19 protein-coding genes and 2 tRNA genes are annotated in these 21,252 nt (G+C 38.7%); 12 read left to right on the forward strand and 9 right to left on the reverse strand.

What is annotated here, in order from left to right; translation table 11 throughout:
• Positions 1–64 precede the first annotated feature (64 nt).
• Together NPUN_RS30700 and NPUN_RS30705 are read right to left on the reverse strand one after the other, a co-directional pair.
• Positions 65–2,350 carry a virulence-associated E family protein gene (locus tag NPUN_RS30700; protein ID WP_012412295.1) on the reverse strand — a complete coding sequence of 762 codons (2,286 nt, stop codon included), beginning with the start codon at positions 2,348–2,350 and terminating at the stop codon, positions 65–67.
• A gap of 585 nt (positions 2,351–2,935) precedes the next feature.
• On the reverse strand, positions 2,936–3,127 hold the full coding sequence (locus tag NPUN_RS30705; protein WP_041565729.1) for a hypothetical protein: 192 nt from the start codon (positions 3,125–3,127) through the stop codon (positions 2,936–2,938).
• A gap of 240 nt (positions 3,128–3,367) precedes the next feature.
• Here NPUN_RS30705 and NPUN_RS30715 point away from each other — a divergent pair, with 240 nt between their 5' ends.
• Both NPUN_RS30715 and NPUN_RS30720 read left to right on the forward strand, forming a co-directional pair.
• The gene (locus NPUN_RS30715; RefSeq protein ID WP_148220379.1) at positions 3,368–3,781 is read left to right on the forward strand and encodes a hypothetical protein; all 414 of its coding nucleotides are present in this window, start codon (positions 3,368–3,370) and stop codon (positions 3,779–3,781) included.
• A 694-nt stretch (positions 3,782–4,475) separates the two neighbouring features.
• Positions 4,476–5,117 carry a hypothetical protein gene (locus tag NPUN_RS30720; protein ID WP_012412296.1) on the forward strand — a complete coding sequence of 214 codons (642 nt, stop codon included), beginning with the start codon at positions 4,476–4,478 and terminating at the stop codon, positions 5,115–5,117.
• A gap of 212 nt (positions 5,118–5,329) precedes the next feature.
• On the opposite strand, the gene NPUN_RS30725 is transcribed toward NPUN_RS30720, so the two are convergent.
• Positions 5,330–5,641, reverse strand: a complete 312-nt coding sequence (locus tag NPUN_RS30725) for a hypothetical protein (protein ID WP_041565732.1) — start codon at positions 5,639–5,641, stop codon at positions 5,330–5,332.
• 287 nt (positions 5,642–5,928) lie between these two features.
• On the opposite strand from NPUN_RS30725, the gene NPUN_RS30730 reads away from it, so the two are divergent.
• From NPUN_RS30730 to NPUN_RS30740, 3 genes are all read left to right on the forward strand, one after another.
• The gene (locus NPUN_RS30730) at positions 5,929–6,153 is read left to right on the forward strand and encodes a hypothetical protein (RefSeq protein ID WP_041565733.1); all 225 of its coding nucleotides are present in this window, start codon (positions 5,929–5,931) and stop codon (positions 6,151–6,153) included.
• Between the two features lie 421 nt (positions 6,154–6,574).
• Positions 6,575–6,901, forward strand: coding sequence for a hypothetical protein (locus tag NPUN_RS30735; protein ID WP_012412297.1), 327 nt, complete (start codon positions 6,575–6,577; stop codon positions 6,899–6,901).
• A gap of 274 nt (positions 6,902–7,175) precedes the next feature.
• Positions 7,176–7,526, forward strand: coding sequence for a hypothetical protein (locus NPUN_RS30740; protein WP_012412298.1), 351 nt, complete (start codon positions 7,176–7,178; stop codon positions 7,524–7,526).
• A 747-nt stretch (positions 7,527–8,273) separates the two neighbouring features.
• Here the strand turns inward: NPUN_RS30740 and NPUN_RS30745 are convergent.
• The 4 genes from NPUN_RS30745 to NPUN_RS30760 form a co-directional block, all read right to left on the reverse strand.
• Positions 8,274–8,347, reverse strand: a tRNA-Pro gene (locus NPUN_RS30745).
• Positions 8,348–8,397: 50 nt separating this feature from the next.
• Entirely contained in the window at positions 8,398–8,763 is a 366-nt protein-coding gene (locus tag NPUN_RS30750) for a DUF1818 family protein (RefSeq protein WP_012412299.1), read from the reverse strand.
• 70 nt (positions 8,764–8,833) lie between these two features.
• Positions 8,834–9,442: a hypothetical protein gene (locus NPUN_RS30755; protein WP_012412300.1), complete on the reverse strand. Its 609-nt coding sequence runs from the start codon at positions 9,440–9,442 to the stop codon at positions 8,834–8,836.
• Positions 9,443–9,465: 23 nt separating this feature from the next.
• Positions 9,466–9,702 (reverse strand): DNA-directed RNA polymerase subunit omega, encoded by a 237-nt coding sequence (locus tag NPUN_RS30760; RefSeq protein WP_012412301.1) that lies wholly within the window; start codon positions 9,700–9,702, stop codon positions 9,466–9,468.
• A gap of 159 nt (positions 9,703–9,861) precedes the next feature.
• On the opposite strand from NPUN_RS30760, the gene NPUN_RS30765 reads away from it, so the two are divergent.
• A complete protein-coding gene (locus NPUN_RS30765; RefSeq protein ID WP_012412302.1) occupies positions 9,862–10,281 on the forward strand; it encodes a fasciclin domain-containing protein in 420 nt (139 codons plus the stop codon).
• 39 nt (positions 10,282–10,320) lie between these two features.
• Here the strand turns inward: NPUN_RS30765 and NPUN_RS30770 are convergent, their stop codons facing one another.
• The gene (locus NPUN_RS30770; RefSeq protein ID WP_012412303.1) at positions 10,321–11,787 is read right to left on the reverse strand and encodes a glycoside hydrolase family 13 protein; all 1,467 of its coding nucleotides are present in this window, start codon (positions 11,785–11,787) and stop codon (positions 10,321–10,323) included.
• A 668-nt stretch (positions 11,788–12,455) separates the two neighbouring features.
• Here NPUN_RS30770 and NPUN_RS30775 point away from each other — a divergent pair.
• The 6 genes from NPUN_RS30775 to NPUN_RS30800 all read left to right on the forward strand — a co-directional run bounded on the left by NPUN_RS30775 (position 12,456) and on the right by NPUN_RS30800 (position 20,521).
• Positions 12,456–14,183, forward strand: coding sequence for a S8 family peptidase (locus NPUN_RS30775; RefSeq protein ID WP_012412304.1), 1,728 nt, complete (start codon positions 12,456–12,458; stop codon positions 14,181–14,183).
• Positions 14,184–14,582: 399 nt separating this feature from the next.
• Positions 14,583–14,882 (forward strand): hypothetical protein, encoded by a 300-nt coding sequence (locus NPUN_RS30780; protein ID WP_012412305.1) that lies wholly within the window; start codon positions 14,583–14,585, stop codon positions 14,880–14,882.
• 290 nt (positions 14,883–15,172) lie between these two features.
• Positions 15,173–16,312, forward strand: a complete 1,140-nt coding sequence (gshA, locus tag NPUN_RS30785; protein ID WP_012412306.1) for a glutamate--cysteine ligase — start codon at positions 15,173–15,175, stop codon at positions 16,310–16,312.
• Between the two features lie 375 nt (positions 16,313–16,687).
• Positions 16,688–17,149, forward strand: coding sequence for a tRNA (cytidine(34)-2'-O)-methyltransferase (locus tag NPUN_RS30790; protein ID WP_012412307.1), 462 nt, complete (start codon positions 16,688–16,690; stop codon positions 17,147–17,149).
• Positions 17,150–17,940: 791 nt separating this feature from the next.
• Entirely contained in the window at positions 17,941–20,280 is a 2,340-nt protein-coding gene (locus NPUN_RS30795) for a peptidoglycan DD-metalloendopeptidase family protein (RefSeq protein ID WP_012412308.1), read from the forward strand.
• Positions 20,281–20,447: 167 nt separating this feature from the next.
• Positions 20,448–20,521: transfer RNA gene (locus NPUN_RS30800), tRNA-Met, on the forward strand.
• A gap of 301 nt (positions 20,522–20,822) precedes the next feature.
• Here NPUN_RS30800 and NPUN_RS43745 read toward each other — a convergent pair.
• A complete protein-coding gene (locus tag NPUN_RS43745) occupies positions 20,823–20,999 on the reverse strand; it encodes a hypothetical protein (RefSeq protein WP_234711009.1) in 177 nt (58 codons plus the stop codon).
• Between the last annotated feature and the right edge of the window lie 253 nt (positions 21,000–21,252).

The raw sequence follows: 21,252 nt of genomic DNA on the forward strand, positions 1-21,252 counted from the left end.
TATATATACATTTCAGCTTGTGCAGGTGTCTACCACTTTTTTAGTAATACCTGCACAGTTGTTATTACCCTTCCAGAAAAGTAACTTTCATGTCAGTAGGAGTTAGTGTTTTAGGAGGCTTCTTACCTGTAATAGTTTCTATATTGTTATGGAACCATAACATTTGTTGTGTACCACCTACTCTCACTCTTTTGTTATAAAACTTCAGTTTTTTCAGAGCAGATGTTATTTTAAGTTTTGATTTTTCAACATCTACTTTATCCCCAAATATTGCTGTAATTGCATCTATTAGATGAAAGCCTTCAGTTGCTAAAGTATCATTCCATTGTGTACCACCTTGACCTACACGAAGATTATTTATCCATAGCACTAATTGACTTTCTGGTAAACTCTCTTCAGTATAGTTTTCATTGTGATACTTTTGTGCTAACTCCTCTGTTTTATTTAGCCACCATTTTTCTTTATTGCGATAAGCTGCTATAGCCTCAGCCCATATAAAATCTCTATTCTTTGCAACCCAATCTCTATCTAGTTCTTTGGTGATTTCACATACCCAATATCTTCTATTACCTGTAGTATCCTTCAGGATATCTTTATGGTTTGTAGTGCCGAACAGAACAAATCTTCTGAGTATGTTTATTGATGACTGTGTGTAATACTTTCTCATTACATCTTTAGGTTTGGTAATAAAAGTTTTAATTTCCGCTTGACTTTTCTTACTAGAAAATCTTTCCCATTCGCCTATCTCACCGCACCATACACTTTTACAAGCAGCTACTATGTCATTGTCTCCAGTTTCATTGGGTAACGTAGCATAATAATCCTTGCCGTATAAATCCTCAAAAAATTTGCTTTTACCTAATCCTTGTTCTCCATAGAATAAAATTACGTTGTCAAGATAACATCCTGGGTCGTATGCTCTAGCTACTGATGCTATTAAAAACCTTAGTACGTAAACACGTTCGATTGGTTCTCTTAATCCTAAAATCTCACAGAACTGTTCAATATATCCTGTGACTTTCATGCCGTACTGTTCTATTATTGAGTCACAGTAAGAAGTAACAGCATTGTAATGATAGTTAGTGTTGTTGACTACTATGAAATCTAATACATCCCTCAAGTCTTCAGTGCGTATATCAATACCGTTTTCTATACCTAGTGGTATTCTTAATGTATTAGGTGTAACATTTTCACTGTTATATATAAAAGTTTCTTTATACACATCCCATTGTAAATTACCTAAGTCAGCTTCTTTAGTAACGATATCTACTAATGCTTCCATTTTCCCACCTTCATTTTTTACGCTAGATTTGTAAGTACTTTTATCTTTGCCAGCTTTTATACTTTTTTTGATTGTGGTACTTATTTCCTTTTCAGGTAGTCCGGTTTCACTAGCAGCATCGAATAGGCTTTCAAAAGCATCATCTTCATCTATTACGCCTTCCCTTATTGCTCCACCAGCAATAAAACTGGCTTCATTTAATGTGTTGTTGCGACTACCTTCTGTTGCTTTACTTACTTTGTCTATCTGTTTTTGCAATATTGAAGGTATAGTTTTTTCAGATTCTTGAGCATAAACTTTGGCAGGTATCAAGTCTATTACTTCATTCTGATTTCTGTACCTAACACTAGGATTACAATACGCAAGCTTAACTAGTTGTGGTTCTCCTTTCCTATGAAAAAATCCAGGTAGACGCATTACACGAGGTAAATCATGTACCTTCTTATCTGATTCGTAGTGGCTAATAATTGACTGTTGGCTAGATTTGAACTGGTTTAGTTTTTCGTTATCTTCCAATAACCAGTAAATATGTCCTTTTTGTATCCCGTTGACATTGCTAGTATTTACTATGACTGAAGGTTCTAAGTGACAGTGTTCAGGTAATCCATTCTTGTCACAATCAGCGTATAATGCACGAACATAGGTAATATCTTCAGTTTTTCGTGTATTGCCTGCTGTCTGATTGATAGTAACAAATATGCCAGCATCTTTATTATTTAATTTAACTAGTTCATTTTTACACTCATCAAAAGCACCATAGAGTTGTCTAGTTAGACTTTCGTCTTTACGTTTCTCATTATCATCAAAAGTTTGGAATAAAAATTTATATTCCTCAAAGTCTGTGAATAAATCATTCCCACATAATGCACTTAAAAACTTTTCAGTATCTTCAAAGTTAAATGATGAGTCAGTACCTATATTTTCTTGATAAAATTCTGTAAATTCGTTATAATTAGTAACAGTTGAATTGTTCATTGTTTTCATTGTATTGTCATTTTTTGAGTAGTTCATTTGTTTGAGTTCGCCTGTGTAAGTAAAGGGGTCATTTTCTCTAGGAAATAGTTTCATTTTGTTTTTTCTCCGTTATTAGTAGTCGATTATTGCCTTTAGTTGTGGTTAGCTGAAGGCTATTTCAATTCGTATAAAATCTGGTGTAAGGAATGTCATTCGCTCGATTAGAAAACCGTTCGTGCTTGTTCTGAGACGCTGTAATAATATTAAGCACAGCGTTCTTTTTATGAAACCTTGTCCAGTCTTCTAGCACTTGGTTTAGCTTATGTAATATTCCGGGACAATTCGTTTAGTTTTAGTTATCATAAGTCTTTATAGTGTATTTATTCTGATAGGGGATAATCAGTACTTTATCCCCAGTAATTACATTAGCTAGTTACCCTACTAGCAGCTAATCTGTCTCTTAGGTCGTTACGCTGTTCATCGGTTAAATTTTTACGTTTCCTTTTCAAGTCAGTAGCCTTCCTAAACTCTGAAATAGGTACATTACTGAGTGTCAAATTTCTTTCACCCTCAAATAATTTCAGTTGAGTATATTCAGGGAATTGCTTTAACCAACTATCCACTGTCCATCGATGATTCGACCAACCAGAGACTAAATTTAGGTCATAATCCCAGGTAACATAAGTTTATGTGGGGTTTTTATCCATTAGGTAATCCCTTAAGGTTTATGTCACCTAAATGTACAAATTTATCATCTCCAAGGACTAAAAAAATCACAATCTTAGTCTCTGGAATGTTTAAAAGCATACCAACATTCGGATACTCTAATTTTTTAGTTTCCTCCAAAGTTAGGTTCCATTCTGCATTCAATATGATAGGATTTTCTAACACGCTACTAACTCCTTAGCAGCTTCCAAAGTTTGTAAGTCAGCATTTTTAATAGACCTTAGACCTATTCTTATCAAATCATTCTGGCTTACTCCTAACCTCCGACTTTCTACTTTTAACAATTGGTTAGTTTCTTCAGAAAATCTGATACTTCTAACTACTGTTTTATTAATTGTCATAATCGTGTTACATAAAAACTACTATAATATAAATATAGCATGAATAAATGAATTATGAAGAACCATGAACATACAAAATTATTTTATACGTAGACATCAATTTAACAGGATGAAAAGGTCAAGGGTAAAAACGAATACTATAGAAAATACGCCGCATATTAATAATGGTGTACCAATCGAAGCTAAACCACAAGTTCAAGGTTTAGAGTACAGTTATAGACCATTATTGACTACTTTTGCTTTGATGGCAGTACCTTTATTACCTACAACTAACCTCTATTCAGATGAGCCGCCTACAAGAATTGTTGCATTACGTATCAAGGGAAAAAACCAACCTTTGACAGATGACGAAAAGAGAGAATTAAGGGATTTTTACAGTTTTGCGAATCGTAAGAATTTACAGCAACAGAAAGAAGACGATGGTTTTAAAAAGCAGGTTATTGGGGAGTCTTTTAGAACTGTTAGAAAATTGATTTAAATAAAACCCCTAGAGTAGTAGCTAGGGGTTTATCAGTTAGAAAATAATTGAAAGCTTACCGTAACTTTGCTGAGAAGTTATATCTTTTTCACTATGTCTCAAAATTTCACTGAAAAGAATTTTCTGACCTAATTTTAATGCTATATCGTCTTGTGCTTCTAATTGAGAGTGTGCGTAACGGTAACTTGCAGCATAAAACATTTACACACTCAAAGGAATTTACACACTCAAAGGACTGGTTAGACCCAGGCTGATTATTAGGAAAGTAAACACCAAGGGAAAACTTGCAACTAGGTCAATTCCAGTGATAGAAGATTTGGCGTAAATACTAAGGAATTATTACCCACTAGCAAGGGGGGATGACTATCTGTTCCCCGGTTGGGGAGAATGGTGTAGAGCTAGAACTTGATAAAAAGCTAGAAATTGATGCTAATAGTCACCATTAGGGATAAGTGTTTCTGCACACACAAAAACAACAGTAACTCTTACTCCATATATATTAGAGTCTGCAAAGGCTTTGTTAGTTTGAGTTGAATAATAAAATAGTTAGTTAGCTGCGGAAATACTTATAAAAATAGACACACTGTAAATAAATATTGCAAATAATACCTTATTGATTTACTAACTTCACTCAAAATGGTAGAAAGCGAGTTGAAAGTTATTTGTAATTACTAATTATAAGACGTTGGTTTACATGAAAACATCAGATTGGATTACTATTGCAGGTTGGGTCGTTAGTTTTATTTTAGGTTTAATTGCTTCATTGATTATACAGAATCGAGCCAAAAAGAAGCAGATAATAGCTTGGTCAGTAGTAGGAGAATCCAATATTATAACTAACGAATCTTTTGGTGGATTTACTGTACCTATAAAAATATTTGTTAATGGTATAGAAGAAAATAATCTTAGTACAGTAAGAGTGAGGGTAGGAAACAAAGGGAATACAGAAATTACAAATATTAGGTTAATATTTAAGTTTGGTAGTAAAGCAAATTTATTTAGTGGAGAATTAGTTCAAAACTTAGGTGCTTATGCAGACTGTCTTCATATCAATAATCAGGGTAATTCTGCAACTTTAGACATTGACTATATTAATCATAGTTATTTTTTTGATATAGATTTCCTTGTTGGTAAATATGAAATACGTGATATTCATGTTGATATGGCAAAGGCAGGAGTTGAACTTATAAAAACAGAATTTACAAGATGGGACTTAGAATTTACGCAAAGTATTATTGATATTCTTAATTCCAAAGTCTCTACAATAGACACTACATATATTTTGAAAGATATAGTAAATGAATTATCAAAAATTAGACAAATTATGGATAAATAGGATTTAGAAATAGAATGATACAATAAATTTTAGGACACACTGAACTAAAGACTAAAATTTGTGACCTAAAGGTGTCAAGTATTGGATAAATAAACGCTTGGGGCGATTATGTCGGGATACAGGTATTAGACAACATGAAATCGGAACTAGCTCATAATTAGCAATTACCCCTTGTAGTACACTAACGCGGTAATGCAATTTGCATCTTAATATTAATTACTAAACAAAATATTTTTAAGTTCGATAAATAGAACTTCTCTCACGCCCGTTTCTTCAAAAATTCTATACTGACATTCTTTTATTAAATCTATAGTAACTGGTATATCTATCTTTTCCCCGTCTTTAGATTTTAAACTTATAGAATCATCGTTAATTTGAATTTCTTTGTCCTCAGATTTAGACAATATTGTATTTAATATTTCTTCTAAATTTAAAGGGTTATATGGTAAATGCTCTAAACATTTTTTAAGATGTTCATTATTCCAAAGTTCGGTTTTTCTGGTTTTATAATCATAGATGTTCATCAAAATTCTGTTGATGTTGTTTATAAGAGTCCCTTAATTCCAGCAATATATCATCAAACATTAACGCTAGTTGTCCTCACTGTGGAAGTTCAAGTTTACTTTACAAATTGACAAAAGATACTAGTGTCTAGATTGTAAAAAATGTATGGCTGCTAGCAAAACTATCTGCAAATAATCATCGATTATAAAGAGTAACTATGAACTTTAAGTAATCTATAAATAATCTCTATGCCTAATCTTTTTTATTAAGGTAATACTGTATTGTAGATAATTCAAAGTAAGATAAAATGAAAATCGCTTTTGCAGATGTAAAAATTGGTGATGATTTTACTCATAAATCGTCAGATAGAGTCAGAATAAAACTCTCAAATGAAACTTATGGTTTTAGTATGTCAAATGCAAAAAATATGCTTGAAAATCAGAAAGATTTTAATAAATTTTTTGAAGCTAGATTAGAATCTGAAACACCACTTGCAGAAACATTGGTAGACGTTAAAGAACCACTTAAATAACCTTGAAACCACAGATGGAAATATCATCCCAAAATCTCTGGGATGTTTTTTACTTTAGTTCTTAGATTTTGCACGTAAAATTAATATATTAATAACATCGTATATACCTAATACTAAAATTATCAATACATATAATACAAACAATAGCCTCCATACAAAAAATAAAGTAATACCACCTATTATTAAACGAGAAAATGACAAACGTTTAAGCATATTTAGATTAAATTTTTAAGCACTTAGAATAAAGTAACATTTTTTAATTATCAATACCGCAGTAATTATACTAACCAATTGAAAACTAAAAAGCTATTTAAGGAAATATACTCATGGCAAATTAAACTATTTGCTGTTAGTAAAGATTCATAATAATTTTCCATCTTATAGATGGGAATACTAAACTGATATCAATAACGAAGTACCCATGTCTGAAGAAATTGCAAAAAGATTACCTTCTGAAATCGAAAAACAATTACCTCCCTGGTTTGCCTCTAGACTTTTAGATGAAGAATCTTACTACGGCTTACTTACAACTAGTGGCACAATTATTGGAATTAGTGAGATAAGGAAATTTAGCCAGATGGCTGATGGGTCTATCTGGATGGATGTACTTTTAATAGGAGAAAAGCTACCAGATAATCTTTGCTCTGAGATACCATACTTGGTAACTAAATCTGGATACACATCAGCAACAATTAATGTAAGTCAAATCATTGCTGCTTTTGATTTAGGGCATCACCAAGAAAATTAAAAGTATCTATTAGAGCTAGTTTACAACGTTTGTAAGAGAGGTCTGACCACCTCTTTTACAGCAAATAGTTACTTACTATGCTCTTTACTTTGGATGTTTCCAGCAAATAGGCAACACCCAAAGGAAGGAATTTTACAGCTTTAAACGACATCGAAGTAAAAACATCTACGATTGAGTATTTAGCACCTGATTATGATGAGAATATTGACTGTGAGGAATTTAGAGAATATATTGTTGTTAACAATGTTGCTCTTATTAGAAATTGTCCTAAAAAATGTCTACGCATAACCCCAAACATCATACTATCGACTTAGATGGAACCATCATTTTACATTCTAAACACTTAGAAAAAATTGTAGAAGTTCACATAAATAAGGAAAAACGACGTTTTTACGGTATAAAGAAAGATGGTTCTGTGATAGAAGATGATGGTGATTGTGGAAATGATTTTGCTCAACCAGTGATGCTTTATAAAATCTTCTATTGCTTTGAGAATGACACTTGGGGAGTAGGATATCGAATTAAAAATAAGAAAGTAAGTAAGTGGATAGATGGTTTTAAAACAGCTAGAGAAGCTTGGTTATATAGAGAAGCATTAATTGCTGGTGATATAGCTGAAAGATAGATAATTGTTACTCACCGTTTACGTCTACAGCATTACTCTATCTAGAACGTTCATTATAGATTCTAACTTATGAAAATGACATGATACTTGAAACAAAAAACAAACGCTGTATAGCTCAACCTAAGAGGAGTTGTTTACTTGAGGATAGCTGCTACCAAAGTTATAGCAGATTTACCTTACATCTTATATTTCATAGTTGTAGTCGTTAAATAACGCATGGAAAGTAGAAATTAGACATTTTCTAACAGTTATGTCTTCTTATTAATTAGGAGTCCCGTTTCCTTTAGATTCCCTAACAAGCATAAAAAGTTGGATGAATATATACTCAAGTATGTAAGGTATGCAATAACTTGCATACCAAGTGTGCATTATCTGTATCTAGGTGATGTTGGTTTTCTAACGCAAAAGTACCTACGTAATATTTCGCATAGATTTACGTTTGTTTATACATAAAATAAAAGTATGCAAAATTGAGTTTTTATAATTAGTTAAAATAATAAATTTTTAAGTTTTAAATGGCTTTAGTGATAATTAGATAAAGGTTTCTTATTTTATATTAAAATCTTATAAATAAATTTAATATGCAACTTCTATGCAACTATGCTGCTTTGACACGATACTGGTAGAGTACACCTCAGTTATGCAAATAACTAAAGACTGTTGAGATATAAGCACTCTAATAGTCAGTGCTTATTGAAAAACCTGCTAGTCATTTTAAAAAGACTAGCAGGCATGGCTTATCATCAATCGGAGCGGCGGGATTCGAACCCACGACCTCCACTACCCCAAAGTGGCGCGCTACCAAGCTGCGCTACGCCCCGGTCAGAATTACCATCATATAGCAATACTCTTAGATAATCAAGAGGCTCATTTAAAAAACTTTAAGCATCCCAGCAGCTTGCAATAAATCTGGAACAGCAGAAGCACTCCATTTACCTTCTACACATCGCCCTGTATTCAAAATGAAGCACAGACTGTAATCATGAGGATAGCCTTCTACCTCCATCCATAATAAATCGCTTTCGGCTTCACAAGCAATTTTTTCCTCTTCCATTAATTCCGTTGCGAGTTGCTTCATGGTGTCTGCTAACTGTGCTAGTAGACGGCAAAAATCATTCAACTCAGCTTCGGTTAACTCAATTGCCCAATCATCTGTACCGACTAAACCTTTAAATTCAGGTGCATCGGGATTCCAGCCAATACGCCAACCAAATCCGGTTTTTACAACGCGTTCCATAATTAGTTAAAAGTGAGGAGTTATAAGTTAGGAATTATGAATTTACAACTTATAACTCCTAAATTTCCCACTATCTAAGTAGTTCAGCACCTCCTCGTTGGGGTGGCTGTGGGGTAGTTGATCTACTCGGACTGGGTGCGGTATTCGGTTTAGGAGATAGGGTATTTTGGGAAGTAGGATTAAATATGTTGACTAAGACTTGCACTAGGGCATCTCGCTGACTGCGGGTAAGACGGGTTATGGCTTTGCGATCGCCTTCCATAGGGTTTTCCCGTAGTGAATCATAGCCTGGATAGGTAGTATCATACATAATTTCATTCGCCCCCAGGTAATCAGCTAAAGTCAGCTTCCAATCTAAGCGATAAATTGGGGCCCGCCCTTTAGTATAAATGTGATATCTAATCAGGCGATTTGCCAGGGTGCTGTTTTCTGCAACTTTCCCATTTTCTTTGCTGATATACTTGTTTTCTCGTGGGAAATCTGGCAATTGCTGGTACACCAACTGCCAAACATCACTAGGTGTTATTCTCTGAGCATAAGCAGGTTGGATACTAAACAAACTTGGGTATATTGATTTGCCCGCCCCTGAACTCAAAGCAATTACACCCACTACCATTAAGGCAGTGAGTGTTTGCCAGGGCTTGAGTAGGGGTTGAATGAACGATTGATGTTTGCTCATCCTGCCTTCTCTAAAGCCTTTTTTTATAGTTCGCCAATAATCTCTGGTTGAGTCAATTCATCGGACATTTCGATAATTGCTCTTAGCACTGGCTTCATCATCGCATCTTCGTTATTTTCAAAATCTTCATAACGCCGACGTTTAGCACGATTGGCCACCTGAACCGTAATGCGGTAACGATTTGAGGCTGCACTAATCAGTTCCTCAGCTCGGTGCATAATCTGAGACTGAGTTGTCTCGAACTTAGAACGCTTTAGCATAATCAGTGGTTCTTGGGGTCATTCCCCAGTGTAGCAGTACTGATAAATCTGTTGTCTTGTATTTAATCGCCAGCAACCTTTCTGTTGATAGAGGCTAAGAGCCTTCTAGTCATTTTATAAGTTACTTATAATACTATCTGACTAAAGTCACACATCCTTATGGCTGACCTTGTGGAAACTGCTATCAACGCGGGAAATTTCAATACCCTGGTGAAAGCTGCTCAAGCTGCAAATCTCATAGAAACTCTAAAGAGTCCTGGTTCTTTGACACTATTTGCACCAACTGACGAAGCTTTTGCCAAGCTGCCAGAAGGAACTTTAGATTCTCTACTACAAGACATTCCCAAGCTCCAGAAAATTGTGGCATATCATGTCGCTAGTGGGGATGTTCGATCTGACGATTTGGTACAGATTAATGAGGCACAGACGCTTGAAGGGTCAATTGTAGCCATTGAATCTGCCGATGGCAAAATCAAAGTGAATAACGCCAATGTTATCAAAACAGACATTTTGACAGACAATGGCGTGATCCACATTATTGATGAGGTTTTGATGCCTGCAATGGTTGCCGGAAAATAAGGGCATTGGGCATGGGGCATTGGGAAATGAAAAGTCTTCCTAGTCCCCAGTCCCCAGGATGCAGCCACTGCGTGCGGGAAGAGTTAATGACAATTGCTGAGTTCCTTCTTCACCATTCCACTCAGCTTCAGCAGTACCATATAACAGCTTGTTGGGTTGAGTATGCAAACTAGCCACATCTACATTTGCGGTTGCCGAACTTGTGCCAGCGTTTATAGCAATTATCAATTCTTCTGTGCCTAAAGTTCGTGCAAAGAGATAAAGTTGCCCTTGAGCATAGAGGACTTGGTAATCACCTGTACGCAAGGCTGGGTATGTTTGGCGGATGGTAATTAATTGACGATGAGTATTGAAAATTTCTTGATTCCAGTTAGCCTCTAAAGGAAAGCCACGCCTTGAGTCGGGATCTATGCCACCAGGTAAACCGACTTCATCACCATAGTAAATGCTGGGGGCACCGGGAAAGGTGAGTAACAGTAAAGTCGATAATTCTACACTCGCTATATCACCGCCTGCAATGGTCATCAATCGGGCTGTATCGTGACTTGCTAACAAATTGAGTTGAGTTAGCTGAATTTCCCAAGGGTAAAGTTGCAGTACTTCTTGGATTTTGGTGGCGTACTCGGCAGCAAATAAGGGTGGGTAGGGTTGATAGTCGCGGCTTTGGACTTGTTCTAAGACTACGCGATCGCCAGCTGCAAAAGCAATTGTCGGCCCAGCAAATAAATAATTCATTACGCCGTCAAATTGCGTTCCATCCAACCACTGGCGGGAATCTCCCCACACTTCGCCCACAATATATGCTTCGGGATTGATGGCTTTAGTGCGATCGCGGAATTCCTGCCAAAAACCCGGAGTTTTTATTTCAAATGGGACATCTAATCGCCAACCGTCGATGCCGAATTTAAGCCAATATTCGGCAATTTCCATAATATATTCTCGTACTTCTGGATTATCGTGGTTAAATTCTGGCAAGGCGCGATTTCCCGCCCAACCCACGTAGTTTGCAGGGAATTCACCGTTATAAGGTGAAAGGGGCCAGCCTTCTATTTTGAACCAATTTACCCAAGGTGAATGGGGGCCATTTTCTAAAACGTCGTGGAAAAAGAAAAAGCCACGGCTGGAATGGTTAAACACCCCATCCAGAACGACTTTGATATTCCGTTGATGGGCTGCATCAAGCAATTCTTTAAAAGCCTCGTTGCCCCCTAACATCGGGTCAACTTGATAATAATCGTGGGTATGATAGCGGTGATTACTGGCGGATTGAAAGATGGGTGTGAAATAAATCGCGTTAATCCCCAAATTCTGGATGTAGTCTAAATCCTCCATGATGCCCCATAAATCCCCACCTTTATAACCCTGGAGGGTTGGCATAGAGTCCCAATCTTCCCAACGGGCTTCTTGCAATAACCGTTTGCGCGGCTGTTTGCTTCTGGCAAAGCGATCTGGGAAAATTTGGTAGAAAACAGCGTGCTTTACCCAATCTGGTGTTTGAATTTGCATGAATAACTTTTTGTACGTTCAGAAGCGATCGTTGCAAATATTAGCTTCTTTATGACTCTTACTTATGATAGAGAATCTGTAATTTGCCAGTAGTCAGTAGAAATTTATACCAATTTAACAATTTTGGCTACAGGACTCATCTTTGGATTTTTGCGAAGCTAGGTACAACTCAAAGAGCCTTCTTGCCTATTGCCCATCGCGCTTCGCCCACAGAAATCAAAACATATTAGTATACAACTTGTTAGTATTTAATATTTCTTAAAATTATCTTTTTTATTTATTACTTAATTATTCTTAATTTTATTTTTTTAACTTTGTCCGTAATGATTTAGGCAGATAGTGGATTAGTTTAATAGCTCCATAAAAATTACCTCTTAGCTCAGTCTTGGGTAATTCTGAGATGCGTCTGCTCAAAGATATCTCATAAGTACAGAAAATCACTCACTATTAGGAGACATAATTCAGGGATATGAGTTATGAATTAGCAATTGTCTTAGGAATTACTTGCCGCCTCCTAAGCTTATTTGATGTTATCTATAAAAAAATAGATAACTATAGTCGCATCAAATAATCAAGGCGAAAAAACTGCATAGTCTGCATTAATGCCAGAGCGACTTATGCTAATAAACTACTTTGCTTTCATCCAATAAATTGAATTTGAGGTAAAAATGAGGCACGAAAAACTTTCTCCCGGATTACTGTTGGCATTTCAAGACTATCAAAATGAGGGAGATAAAGCTTTAGTTACACATAAGCGATCACTTGGCATCATTGCCCACAAAAGCCCAGTCAAGCCAACAAAGAGCGTCGTTTTTATCTATTGCGATCCTGATGCAGACTTGAGTTATTTATCACAATATAACATTGAAGTCAATCAAAACTCTGGGAGTGTGCGGACGGCTTTTTTACCGATAGAAAGTTTAGATGTCTTATCTGAAGAAGATGTTATCCAACGCATCAAGCCGTCACGCAAACTTCATTTGAGGATGGACACTGCAATGGGAGCAGTTAAACTCCCAGAGTTCCAGAACAAAACTGGACTGACTGGTAAAGGAGTAATCATCGGCATTATAGACAGTGGCATCGATCCGAAACACCCCGCTTTTGCTGGACGAATTTTACACATTTGGGATCAAACACTGCCAGGACCAGGAGTAACGGAGGGTGGCTATGGGGCGGAATTTACGGGGGCGCAACTGACAATTTCTCAGGATACTGGCGGTCATGGTACTCATGTTGCCGGAATTGCCGCCGGTGCCGATGCTAGCTATGGCGGTGTAGCACCAGAAGCAGAATTAATTGTTGTCAGGTCAGATTTACAGGATGCCCATATTGCTGATGGTGTGCGTTATATTTTCCGAATTGCTAGAGAGTTAGGACGCGCAGCCGTAGTAAATCTCAGCTTGGGTGGACACGCTGATGCCCATGATGGTAGTGATTCCTTATCCAAAGTTATTGATGCGGAAACTGGCCCTGGAAGAATAGTTTGCTGTGCTGCCGGTAACGAAGGAAACGATAACATTCATGGACAAGCGATAATACCCAGTGGACGCACTCGTGGTATGCGCTTTAATGTTCCTTTGAATCAAATAGGTATAGTTTGGTTAAACGCCTGGTATTCCAAAGACAGCGAATTAGAAGTCTCAGTACGGAGTCCTAACGGTTTTGTCACCCCCTTCCAAAAAATAATTACTGACGGTAATGCCGCACAAGATTACCAGTTACCAGATGCAAGGGTGCAATTGGCGACACCAGCGCCAGATAAAGCCAATGGCGATCATAATTTCTTTGTGCAAATCCGGGGTATTGACCCCTCGCCAGTTATGGGAGGTGTTTGGCAGCTACGAGTTCGCAACAGTTCTGCAACTGACACACGTTTAGATGTATGGACATTAGATGACACTTCGTCAGTGTTCTTTACTGGTAAAAGTGTGAAAGATACGCTAAAAATTGGTTCACCAGGTGCCGCTAGCAGTGCAATTACAGTTGCCGCCTATACTACTAAAACCAAGTACACAGATATTGATAACCAAGTGCGAGAAATGGGGTTAGAATTGCATACTATTTCGGAATTCAGTAGTGAAGGGCCTCTACGGAATGATTCACACAAGCCGGATGTCGCAGCACCAGGAGCGATGATTATTTCCACTCTTTCCGCCGATGCAAATTTTGACCGCTCATCGATGATTAATTCCAAGTTTGTGGTGCAGGCTGGTACGAGTATGGCAACACCATTTGTTAGTGGGTTAGTAGCATTACTATTGCAGCGAGATCCGAATCTCGAGCCGACTGCTGTGAAAGACTTGCTACGTAAAAATAGTGCAATTCCTGGAAAACCCGCAGGGACATTTGATGAGAAATGGGGTTATGGAGTGATTAACGCTTTAAATCTGTAATTGGCCTCAGAGATGCGATATTATTTAACACATTTAACACAATAAATATATCGCATCTCTTGAAGATTATACGGCTAGCAAATGAAACGGTGCTAATTTAAAAAATGCTGACTTGACAGAGGCAATTTAAATCGGAATAACTGCTTTAGATGCTGATTTTTCATGAGCAACTTTGAGTGCTACTTCCATCGAAAAAGGGAATATTAATATACAAGCATAATCTGCATTTAGGCTCTCAATAAACATCAAAGCCAAAGAGAACAGCAATTAATCTGTAATTGGACAGAGTAAATAGCTCATTAAATCTATACTAAAGATAGGCAATAAAAACTCGTAAGTTTGATAACTTCGTTATACGATAGGCTAAAAATTGCCTGCTTTTTTACCCACTTACTGCTCATGGATTTTCAAAAGCTAGATGCTACCCTTGCGATAGCGCTCAATGACGTTCAAAACCCAGAGGAACCGAGTTTAGAAGTTTTCATCCATACTGAACCAATTTTAGACTCTGCTGCAACTGCTGTTTTAGAAAATTTAGGCATCAGTGGTGTTACCAGTGGAAGAGATGTATTTACTGCAACACTATCACTAAATGCAATTTACCACTTGTCCGAGGAACCTTGGGTAAAATATTTGAAGCGATCGCAGCAATTGCGTTTGGTTAATAAGAGACTAAATACAGGCAAGTTGGGTGTTTAGTGACCATTGTCTGACCCTATACTACGCAGACAATCTTTTGTATTTACTGTGAATTAGGTTGTTTTTTCTGGAAACTTACACTTCACCTCAATTTCCAGATTACTTACAGCACAGCATTCAGTAATTTCAGTAGTAATAATTTTTTGAAGAACAGCCAAGAAATCTGTCATCATGACTTGGCATGAATTATTAATTACATGATTCTTAACCTTTGATTGACTGAAAGATAGATCCTAAAGATACGTCTAATTCGATACAATTTATAGGCAGAGAGAGCCGAGGAGAACAAGGTGGTCTTATTAAAAGGCTTTGAGATCGAGATATACACTGGCACACCTCAAGGTGAAATCGTCGGTCTCTCCGACAAAATTGTTGCAGCCTTGGATGGATTTATGCGGGAGCCAGATAGCCGCAATGTCGAATATATAACCCAACCATCCCAAAATTACGAAAATTTATTGTGTGCCTTGCTGCGTCCCCGACGGGAGTTACGAAACTATCTTAATAGGTTGGACAATTACACTTTGATACCGGGAAGTACTTTATCTTTGGGTGGCAGCGATCGCTTTCTGCGTTCCGATCCAGCAAATCCCTATCATGACTACATTGAGAACACCTACGGGACAAAAGTAGTCACCGCCAGCGTACACATTAATATAGGCATCAGCGATCCAGAAGTATTAATGCGGGCGTGTCGGGTTATCCGTATGGAAGCACCTTTATTTCTCGCCCTCAGCGCCTCATCTCCCTTCCTAGATGGCAAAACTACTGGCTATCACTCCACTCGCTGGGGCCTATTTCCGCAAACGCCTAGCCATGTACCGTTATTTGCCAGCCACGCCGATCATATCCAGTGGGTCAAAGATCAACTCGTTGCCGGAACCATGCAAAATGTTCGGCATTTGTGGACATCAGTACGACCAAATGGCGATCGCCGCCCTTATGATCTAAATCGCCTAGAACTACGAATTTGCGATTTAGTCACAGATCCCATTGCCTTACTAGCCATTACTGCCTTATTAGAAGCGCGTTTATTGCAAGTAATCGAAAATCCCAACATCGATCCTTTAACTCAAAGTATTTTCTCTAACGAAGAACTCGTCACCCTGACTGCTGAAAACGAAGCGGCTGTGGCTGCTGATAGTCTCGATGCTCATTTGAGGCATTGGCAAGATGGTAGAAGCATCCTAGCCAGAGATTGGATTACCCAAATGTACCAAGATGTTTGGGCGATCGCTAAACAACGAGGCTTTAGCTGTTTCCTTTCTCCATTGCACAAAATTCTCCGCGAAGGCAATGAGGCTCAACAGTGGTTGCAGTTACACACAGTTGGTTTTGACAGCCAGCGCGTCATCACTCAGGCTATTCTCGCCACCCAAGAACGCGAAATCGAACTCGAAGACAAATTGTGTTCGTCCCTATCGGCTTAATTGAAGAGGCAGAGGAGCAGGGGGACAGGGAGGATAAGGGGAGAATTATTCAACTTTCTCCCTTGTCTCCCCCCTCTTCCTTGTCTCCTATGTCTCTTCTCCATGCCCCATACCCAATGGTAGATTTCTTTGGAGATAGTACTAGCCCTAAAATACACAAGTGATTAATCTTTCTACATAAAACTTAATATTTACCAATTTTAGCCAAATATCCTCTCAGGGATTGCTCTGGGAGGGTTTGTGCTATTGTTTTAAAAATCTAATCGATGGATGATGCTTGATTATTATTAACAAAACCTATGAATAGGCTCTACCCTTTGGTAGATTTAACATTGACAATAAATTGTTTTATACAATACGTAGATTATACGGACAATGCCCCAGGTCGTTTTAGTTAACCCACAAATTCCTCCTAATACAGGTAATATTGCTCGTACTTGTGCAGCAACAGGTACAGAATTGCATTTGGTAGGGCCCTTGGGGTTTGAAATTAGCGATCGCTACCTCAAAAGAGCCGGTTTGGATTACTGGCCTTATGTCAAACTCCACTATCACGAATCCCTAGAAGCCTTTAAAACCGTACATCAAGAGCGTGGAGGCAGATGGTTGGGTTATACCGTTGGTGGTAATTTTAGTTACGTCAGCTTTCGATATCAAGCCGATGATTGGCTACTATTTGGTAGTGAAACTACGGGCTTACCACCAACAATTTTGTCAGATTGCGATGCTACTCTGTATATTCCCATGAGCCAACCAGGGGTTCGCAGCTTGAACTTGTCAGTCAGTGTGGCAATTGGCTTATTTGAAACCCGTCGTCAGTTAGGCTATCTACAATAGTTGTTTACCTTCACTAGATAAGTATATTTACTTATTAACTCTAAAAAAATCTATCTAAACTGGAGAATTTTGGTAGCAAGATTTTTTTGTTTACGGCAAAATATGTAAAAGAATATACCAAATCCTGGGTTTATTCGCCAATTGTAGTGGAAGATACTTACAAAGAGAGGAAGGTTATTATAAGAAATTTATATATAAAACTTGAGATAATGCCAAATTTGAATGATAGATTTTGATGAATTTGAAGCATCCTAAATCGGGAACAAAAACGCTAAAATCCAGTCATGTTATGTATTTAAGCTGTTTTTGCTCGATGAACTCCAAAAAGCAGCCTAAAATTAGACGATAGTTAATACGGTTGTTTTTTAGGGAATAATCAACGTAAAGTCTCGTGTTGAGAAGACTGATGGGCTAGAAATATCTTGAAGATATCTACAGCAGGGGGCATCACTTTTCCAGAAGTCGCAGCAATTTATTTTTCGGCAGCGACTATAGACTAGGCAAATCATTTGTCTAGTCCCCGTGATTGACGCAAGACAAGCGCGGATAATGGTAAAGAGTTATAAACGTCCTAAGTGGTGTTAGGAGTGGTTCGGACAAGTAAACACAGCAAACTTTAAGTTTTGCTAATACATGTAAACTTGTCTAAATCAGAGAAGCAGGTTAATCTTGCGTAAGCATCTCTGGTGAATGTGATCTTGATCTATCATTTGTTGTGATCTAAATCATTGACTAGTATCCAACTGAAAAATCGAGGTCAGTTAAGCGCTAGTGATCATAGGAGGTCGTCTTTGAAACGAGCATTAAAAAAGAGAGTAAAAGCTGTGTTGAACAATAACCCCAACAGCGATGATGCCCCGGTAGAACTGCAAAATGTGATGAATCCAAAAGTTAACCGCCGGGTGCGGACAAAAGCCGCCATGATTGGCTTGGCAATCTCTATGGGAGCAACCAGCCTTTTGGTGACTCGACAAAGCGATCAAGCCCAAGCAGCGGTGCCAGTAGGCAGCCAAAAGGCTTCCTCTTCGATTCCTGCTGCTCCTGACACTGAAGTGAAATTCGCCTCCACAAAGCTGGAGTCCCAAGCAGTCTCATCAGCGAGCGTGCCGGAAAATCCTGTGATCGTGGAACCAACGGCAGTCTCACAAGTGCCTGGGCTTGAAGCTAAATGGCAAGTCGCGGCAAATGGAATGTCTTTGCAAATTCCTGCATCAGAAACGTTTTCCCAAGCAACAGCTGGTTATAAAAATTCCACTAACCTGAAGTCACAAGTGGCACAGGGATTGAACAACACATTAACTGAGACTAGTTTCCCAACAGTCAATAATTTGTCTGACTATAGTGCTGATGGTGTTGGCGGTACAAATGTTTTATTGAATGCCCAGCCACAAACAGTAGCAACATCTGGTGCAGTCAACGGTGAGATAAATGCACAACTTAAGGCACAACAAGAGTTTGCACTGAATCGCTTACAAGAAAAATCTAATCGGTTAAGAAAAAGTCTCGCACAGTTACAGTCTGGGGAAACTGAAAACTTATCACCAGCTGATATTGGTTTGGCACAGCCGACGACTGGAGTTGAAAAAACTGCATTAGCCCAGCCGAATACTTTTGATGATGCAAGCAAAGCGAACTTGATATCGAAGTTAAAACAGAAGAATCAGGCGAGTGCAATTGCAGCAGTACCAGCTACACCAACAGTTATTGCGTCCTCGGCTCGAACCGCCTACGAAGTTAAGCCTGGAGATACACTAGCAGCGATCGCCAGCAAATACAATACTTCAGTATCAGAACTAGTTAAGGCAAATAACCTCAACAATCCCAATGAACTGAAAATTAGTCAAAAACTAATTATTCCTGCTGGTCAAGTTGAGGTAACAGTAGCGAATCAACCCACTGTAGTGAGCCAACCTGTTGTAGCGAGTCAACCTACTTTTGTGGAGTCCAGCAAAACTCCAAAAGTAGCTACCTCTCCTATGAACATTGGTAGTGCCAACTCCTATCTACCAACTACTTCACAATCACCATCTATTGCCGACAACAGTAGCGTTGCCGTCCCTACACCAGTAATTGCGAACAATCAGGTTCAGGCAAATAGTGCCACTGATTTAGAAGTACGCCCTACCACTCCTACTAGGACTTATGGTGTTGGTGGTGAAGATCCAGTGCCAACAGCTTTTGCTGAAATACAACAGCCTAAAACACCAGCAAATAGAGTAGCACGGGGAAATAATAATGACCGTTTGCGCGGCTTGCAAGCGGAAATTCAGAGATTACAGCAGAAATACCGCGCTCAACAGTCTGGTAATTTAGTTGTGCCAGCAGCTAGCGATACTAATAATGCTGCAATGCTCACTCCTGTTTCTACTCCCAATAATTTCATCGTACCTAACTCTGCTATTCGACCAAATACTGTAGCGATACCAATTCCAGTTCCTACACCTATTAGAGCTACCTATAGCGCTCAACCAATCAAGCCCCAATTCCGTACTAGTGTACGTCCTACCGAACCAGTAAACCCAGAATTCTTGCCCAATCTCGGTTCTGCTAGTCAGTGGACTCCTGCTCGCACTCAATCTCCTACAAGAATTGCAACTCCTCCTGGAAGAGTAAATGCCTCTGACTCCTTAGGAAAGATGCGGGGAACCACAGTTTCTCCACAGATAGTACCGCCTTTGGCAGCAGTGGATCAATATCTACCCAGACCCATTGACGAGCTGACACCTGTTCCATCTTCCTCAACCGTAGCTTCCAGATACACATGGCCGGCAAAAGGTACCCTTACCTCTGGTTATGGCTGGCGCTGGGGTAGGATGCACAAAGGAATTGACGTTGCTAACTCCACTGGCACGCCAGTTGTCGCCTCAGCTGAGGGTACGATAGAAAAAGCAGGCTGGAACAATGGTGGCTACGGCAACCTTGTCGAAATCCGTCATCCTGATGGCAGCACCACTCGCTATGCTCATAACAGCAAGATTCTAGTGCAACCTGGTCAACAGGTACATCAAGGAGAAACAATTGCTTTAATGGGCAGCACTGGTCACAGTACTGGGCCACACACCCACTTTGAAATCCATCCATCAGGTAAGGGTGCTGTTAACCCAATCGCCATGTTACCGGATCGCATATAATTTCTTGGCTATCTGTAACTAAATCATTGCCTTGCTTTGTTGAGGGAGTTTACCTCCCTCTTTTGCCTTTTATAACCTTAACAGGGATAAAAGCTGTAAGAAAATTGCAAAAATCCTAGTATTGAGCAAATTTGTATGCTATACTAGTTTATGATTTGAAGATATATGGCTCAGTAGCTCAGTTGGTTAGAGCGCGGGACTCATAAGCCTGAGGTCGTTGGTTCAATTCCAACCTGAGCCACTTTAAAAGAAGGATTATATAAGGGTTTCAGCTTCTAGTCATCTGTAGCATTAGGGAGCTGAATTTTAATATAAGGCTCTTTTAACTATCAAATGACTATGCTTATTTAAGAACGTGATAGCCATGAAAGTTTGAATTGAAGCCTTGAAAGGTCGTTTAAGATGAAGATTCCCTAGACTTTTGTTCAATGGTAATCAGAAATACTTATCTTTGAACTTTATCCTGATCCTGTTGGATTTGCTCGGCTCGGTCTTGGGCAATTCTGGTGATATTAGGCTGAGTTGAGAACCAGTAACCAGTGTTATCGACATAAAGATAGATGTGTGGGCTGTTCGGTAAGTCGGCGCAAAGCATCGCCAAAAGTTGCTGCACTTTCCCCTGGTTGAACACACCCCAACTTGATCTGATGATCTTCTACACCGCGATTGGCTGCTCTTAGAGTAGGAGCAGAACCAAGGTAAAATTGTCCGGGCGACACGACGACATGCAGAGTAACGTCCTAAGTTCGGGTTTTGGCGATCGCACAAAGTCGAGCCTCTGAGGATTTCTGCTAAGGAGTTAGTTTAGTACTGTGATTGCTCTCACCAAAAGCATCCCTTTTTACTTGGATAACTAGCTATCCAATAAAGTAGTCAGACTTAAGAGCGAATACTCTGACAAAATTGCGATGTCTACGATGGTCACTGAGCTTGTCGTACCCCTCCGGGGAAGCAAGCTACGCGCAGCGTCTC

Origin of the sequence: Nostoc punctiforme PCC 73102, assembly GCF_000020025.1 — a bacterium.
Classification (GTDB): domain Bacteria; phylum Cyanobacteriota; class Cyanobacteriia; order Cyanobacteriales; family Nostocaceae; genus Nostoc; species Nostoc punctiforme.

Bases quoted from the DNA above. Each gene is read 5' to 3' on its own strand.
- NPUN_RS30700 (WP_012412295.1), bottom strand. From the start codon at position 2,350: ATGAAACTATTTCCTAGAGAAAATGACCCCTTTACTTACACAGGCGAA.
- NPUN_RS30715 (WP_148220379.1), top strand. From the start codon at position 3,368: ATGAACATACAAAATTATTTTATACGTAGACATCAATTTAACAGGATG.
- NPUN_RS30720 (WP_012412296.1), top strand. From the start codon at position 4,476: ATGAAAACATCAGATTGGATTACTATTGCAGGTTGGGTCGTTAGTTTT.
- NPUN_RS30725 (WP_041565732.1), bottom strand. From the start codon at position 5,641: ATGAACATCTATGATTATAAAACCAGAAAAACCGAACTTTGGAATAAT.
- NPUN_RS30730 (WP_041565733.1), top strand. From the start codon at position 5,929: ATGAAAATCGCTTTTGCAGATGTAAAAATTGGTGATGATTTTACTCAT.
- NPUN_RS30735 (WP_012412297.1), top strand. From the start codon at position 6,575: ATGTCTGAAGAAATTGCAAAAAGATTACCTTCTGAAATCGAAAAACAA.
- NPUN_RS30740 (WP_012412298.1), top strand. From the start codon at position 7,176: ATGTCTACGCATAACCCCAAACATCATACTATCGACTTAGATGGAACC.
- NPUN_RS30750 (WP_012412299.1), bottom strand. From the start codon at position 8,763: ATGGAACGCGTTGTAAAAACCGGATTTGGTTGGCGTATTGGCTGGAAT.
- NPUN_RS30755 (WP_012412300.1), bottom strand. From the start codon at position 9,442: ATGAGCAAACATCAATCGTTCATTCAACCCCTACTCAAGCCCTGGCAA.
- NPUN_RS30760 (WP_012412301.1), bottom strand. From the start codon at position 9,702: ATGCTAAAGCGTTCTAAGTTCGAGACAACTCAGTCTCAGATTATGCAC.
- NPUN_RS30765 (WP_012412302.1), top strand. From the start codon at position 9,862: ATGGCTGACCTTGTGGAAACTGCTATCAACGCGGGAAATTTCAATACC.
- NPUN_RS30770 (WP_012412303.1), bottom strand. From the start codon at position 11,787: ATGCAAATTCAAACACCAGATTGGGTAAAGCACGCTGTTTTCTACCAA.
- NPUN_RS30775 (WP_012412304.1), top strand. From the start codon at position 12,456: ATGAGGCACGAAAAACTTTCTCCCGGATTACTGTTGGCATTTCAAGAC.
- NPUN_RS30780 (WP_012412305.1), top strand. From the start codon at position 14,583: ATGGATTTTCAAAAGCTAGATGCTACCCTTGCGATAGCGCTCAATGAC.
- NPUN_RS30790 (WP_012412307.1), top strand. From the start codon at position 16,688: ATGCCCCAGGTCGTTTTAGTTAACCCACAAATTCCTCCTAATACAGGT.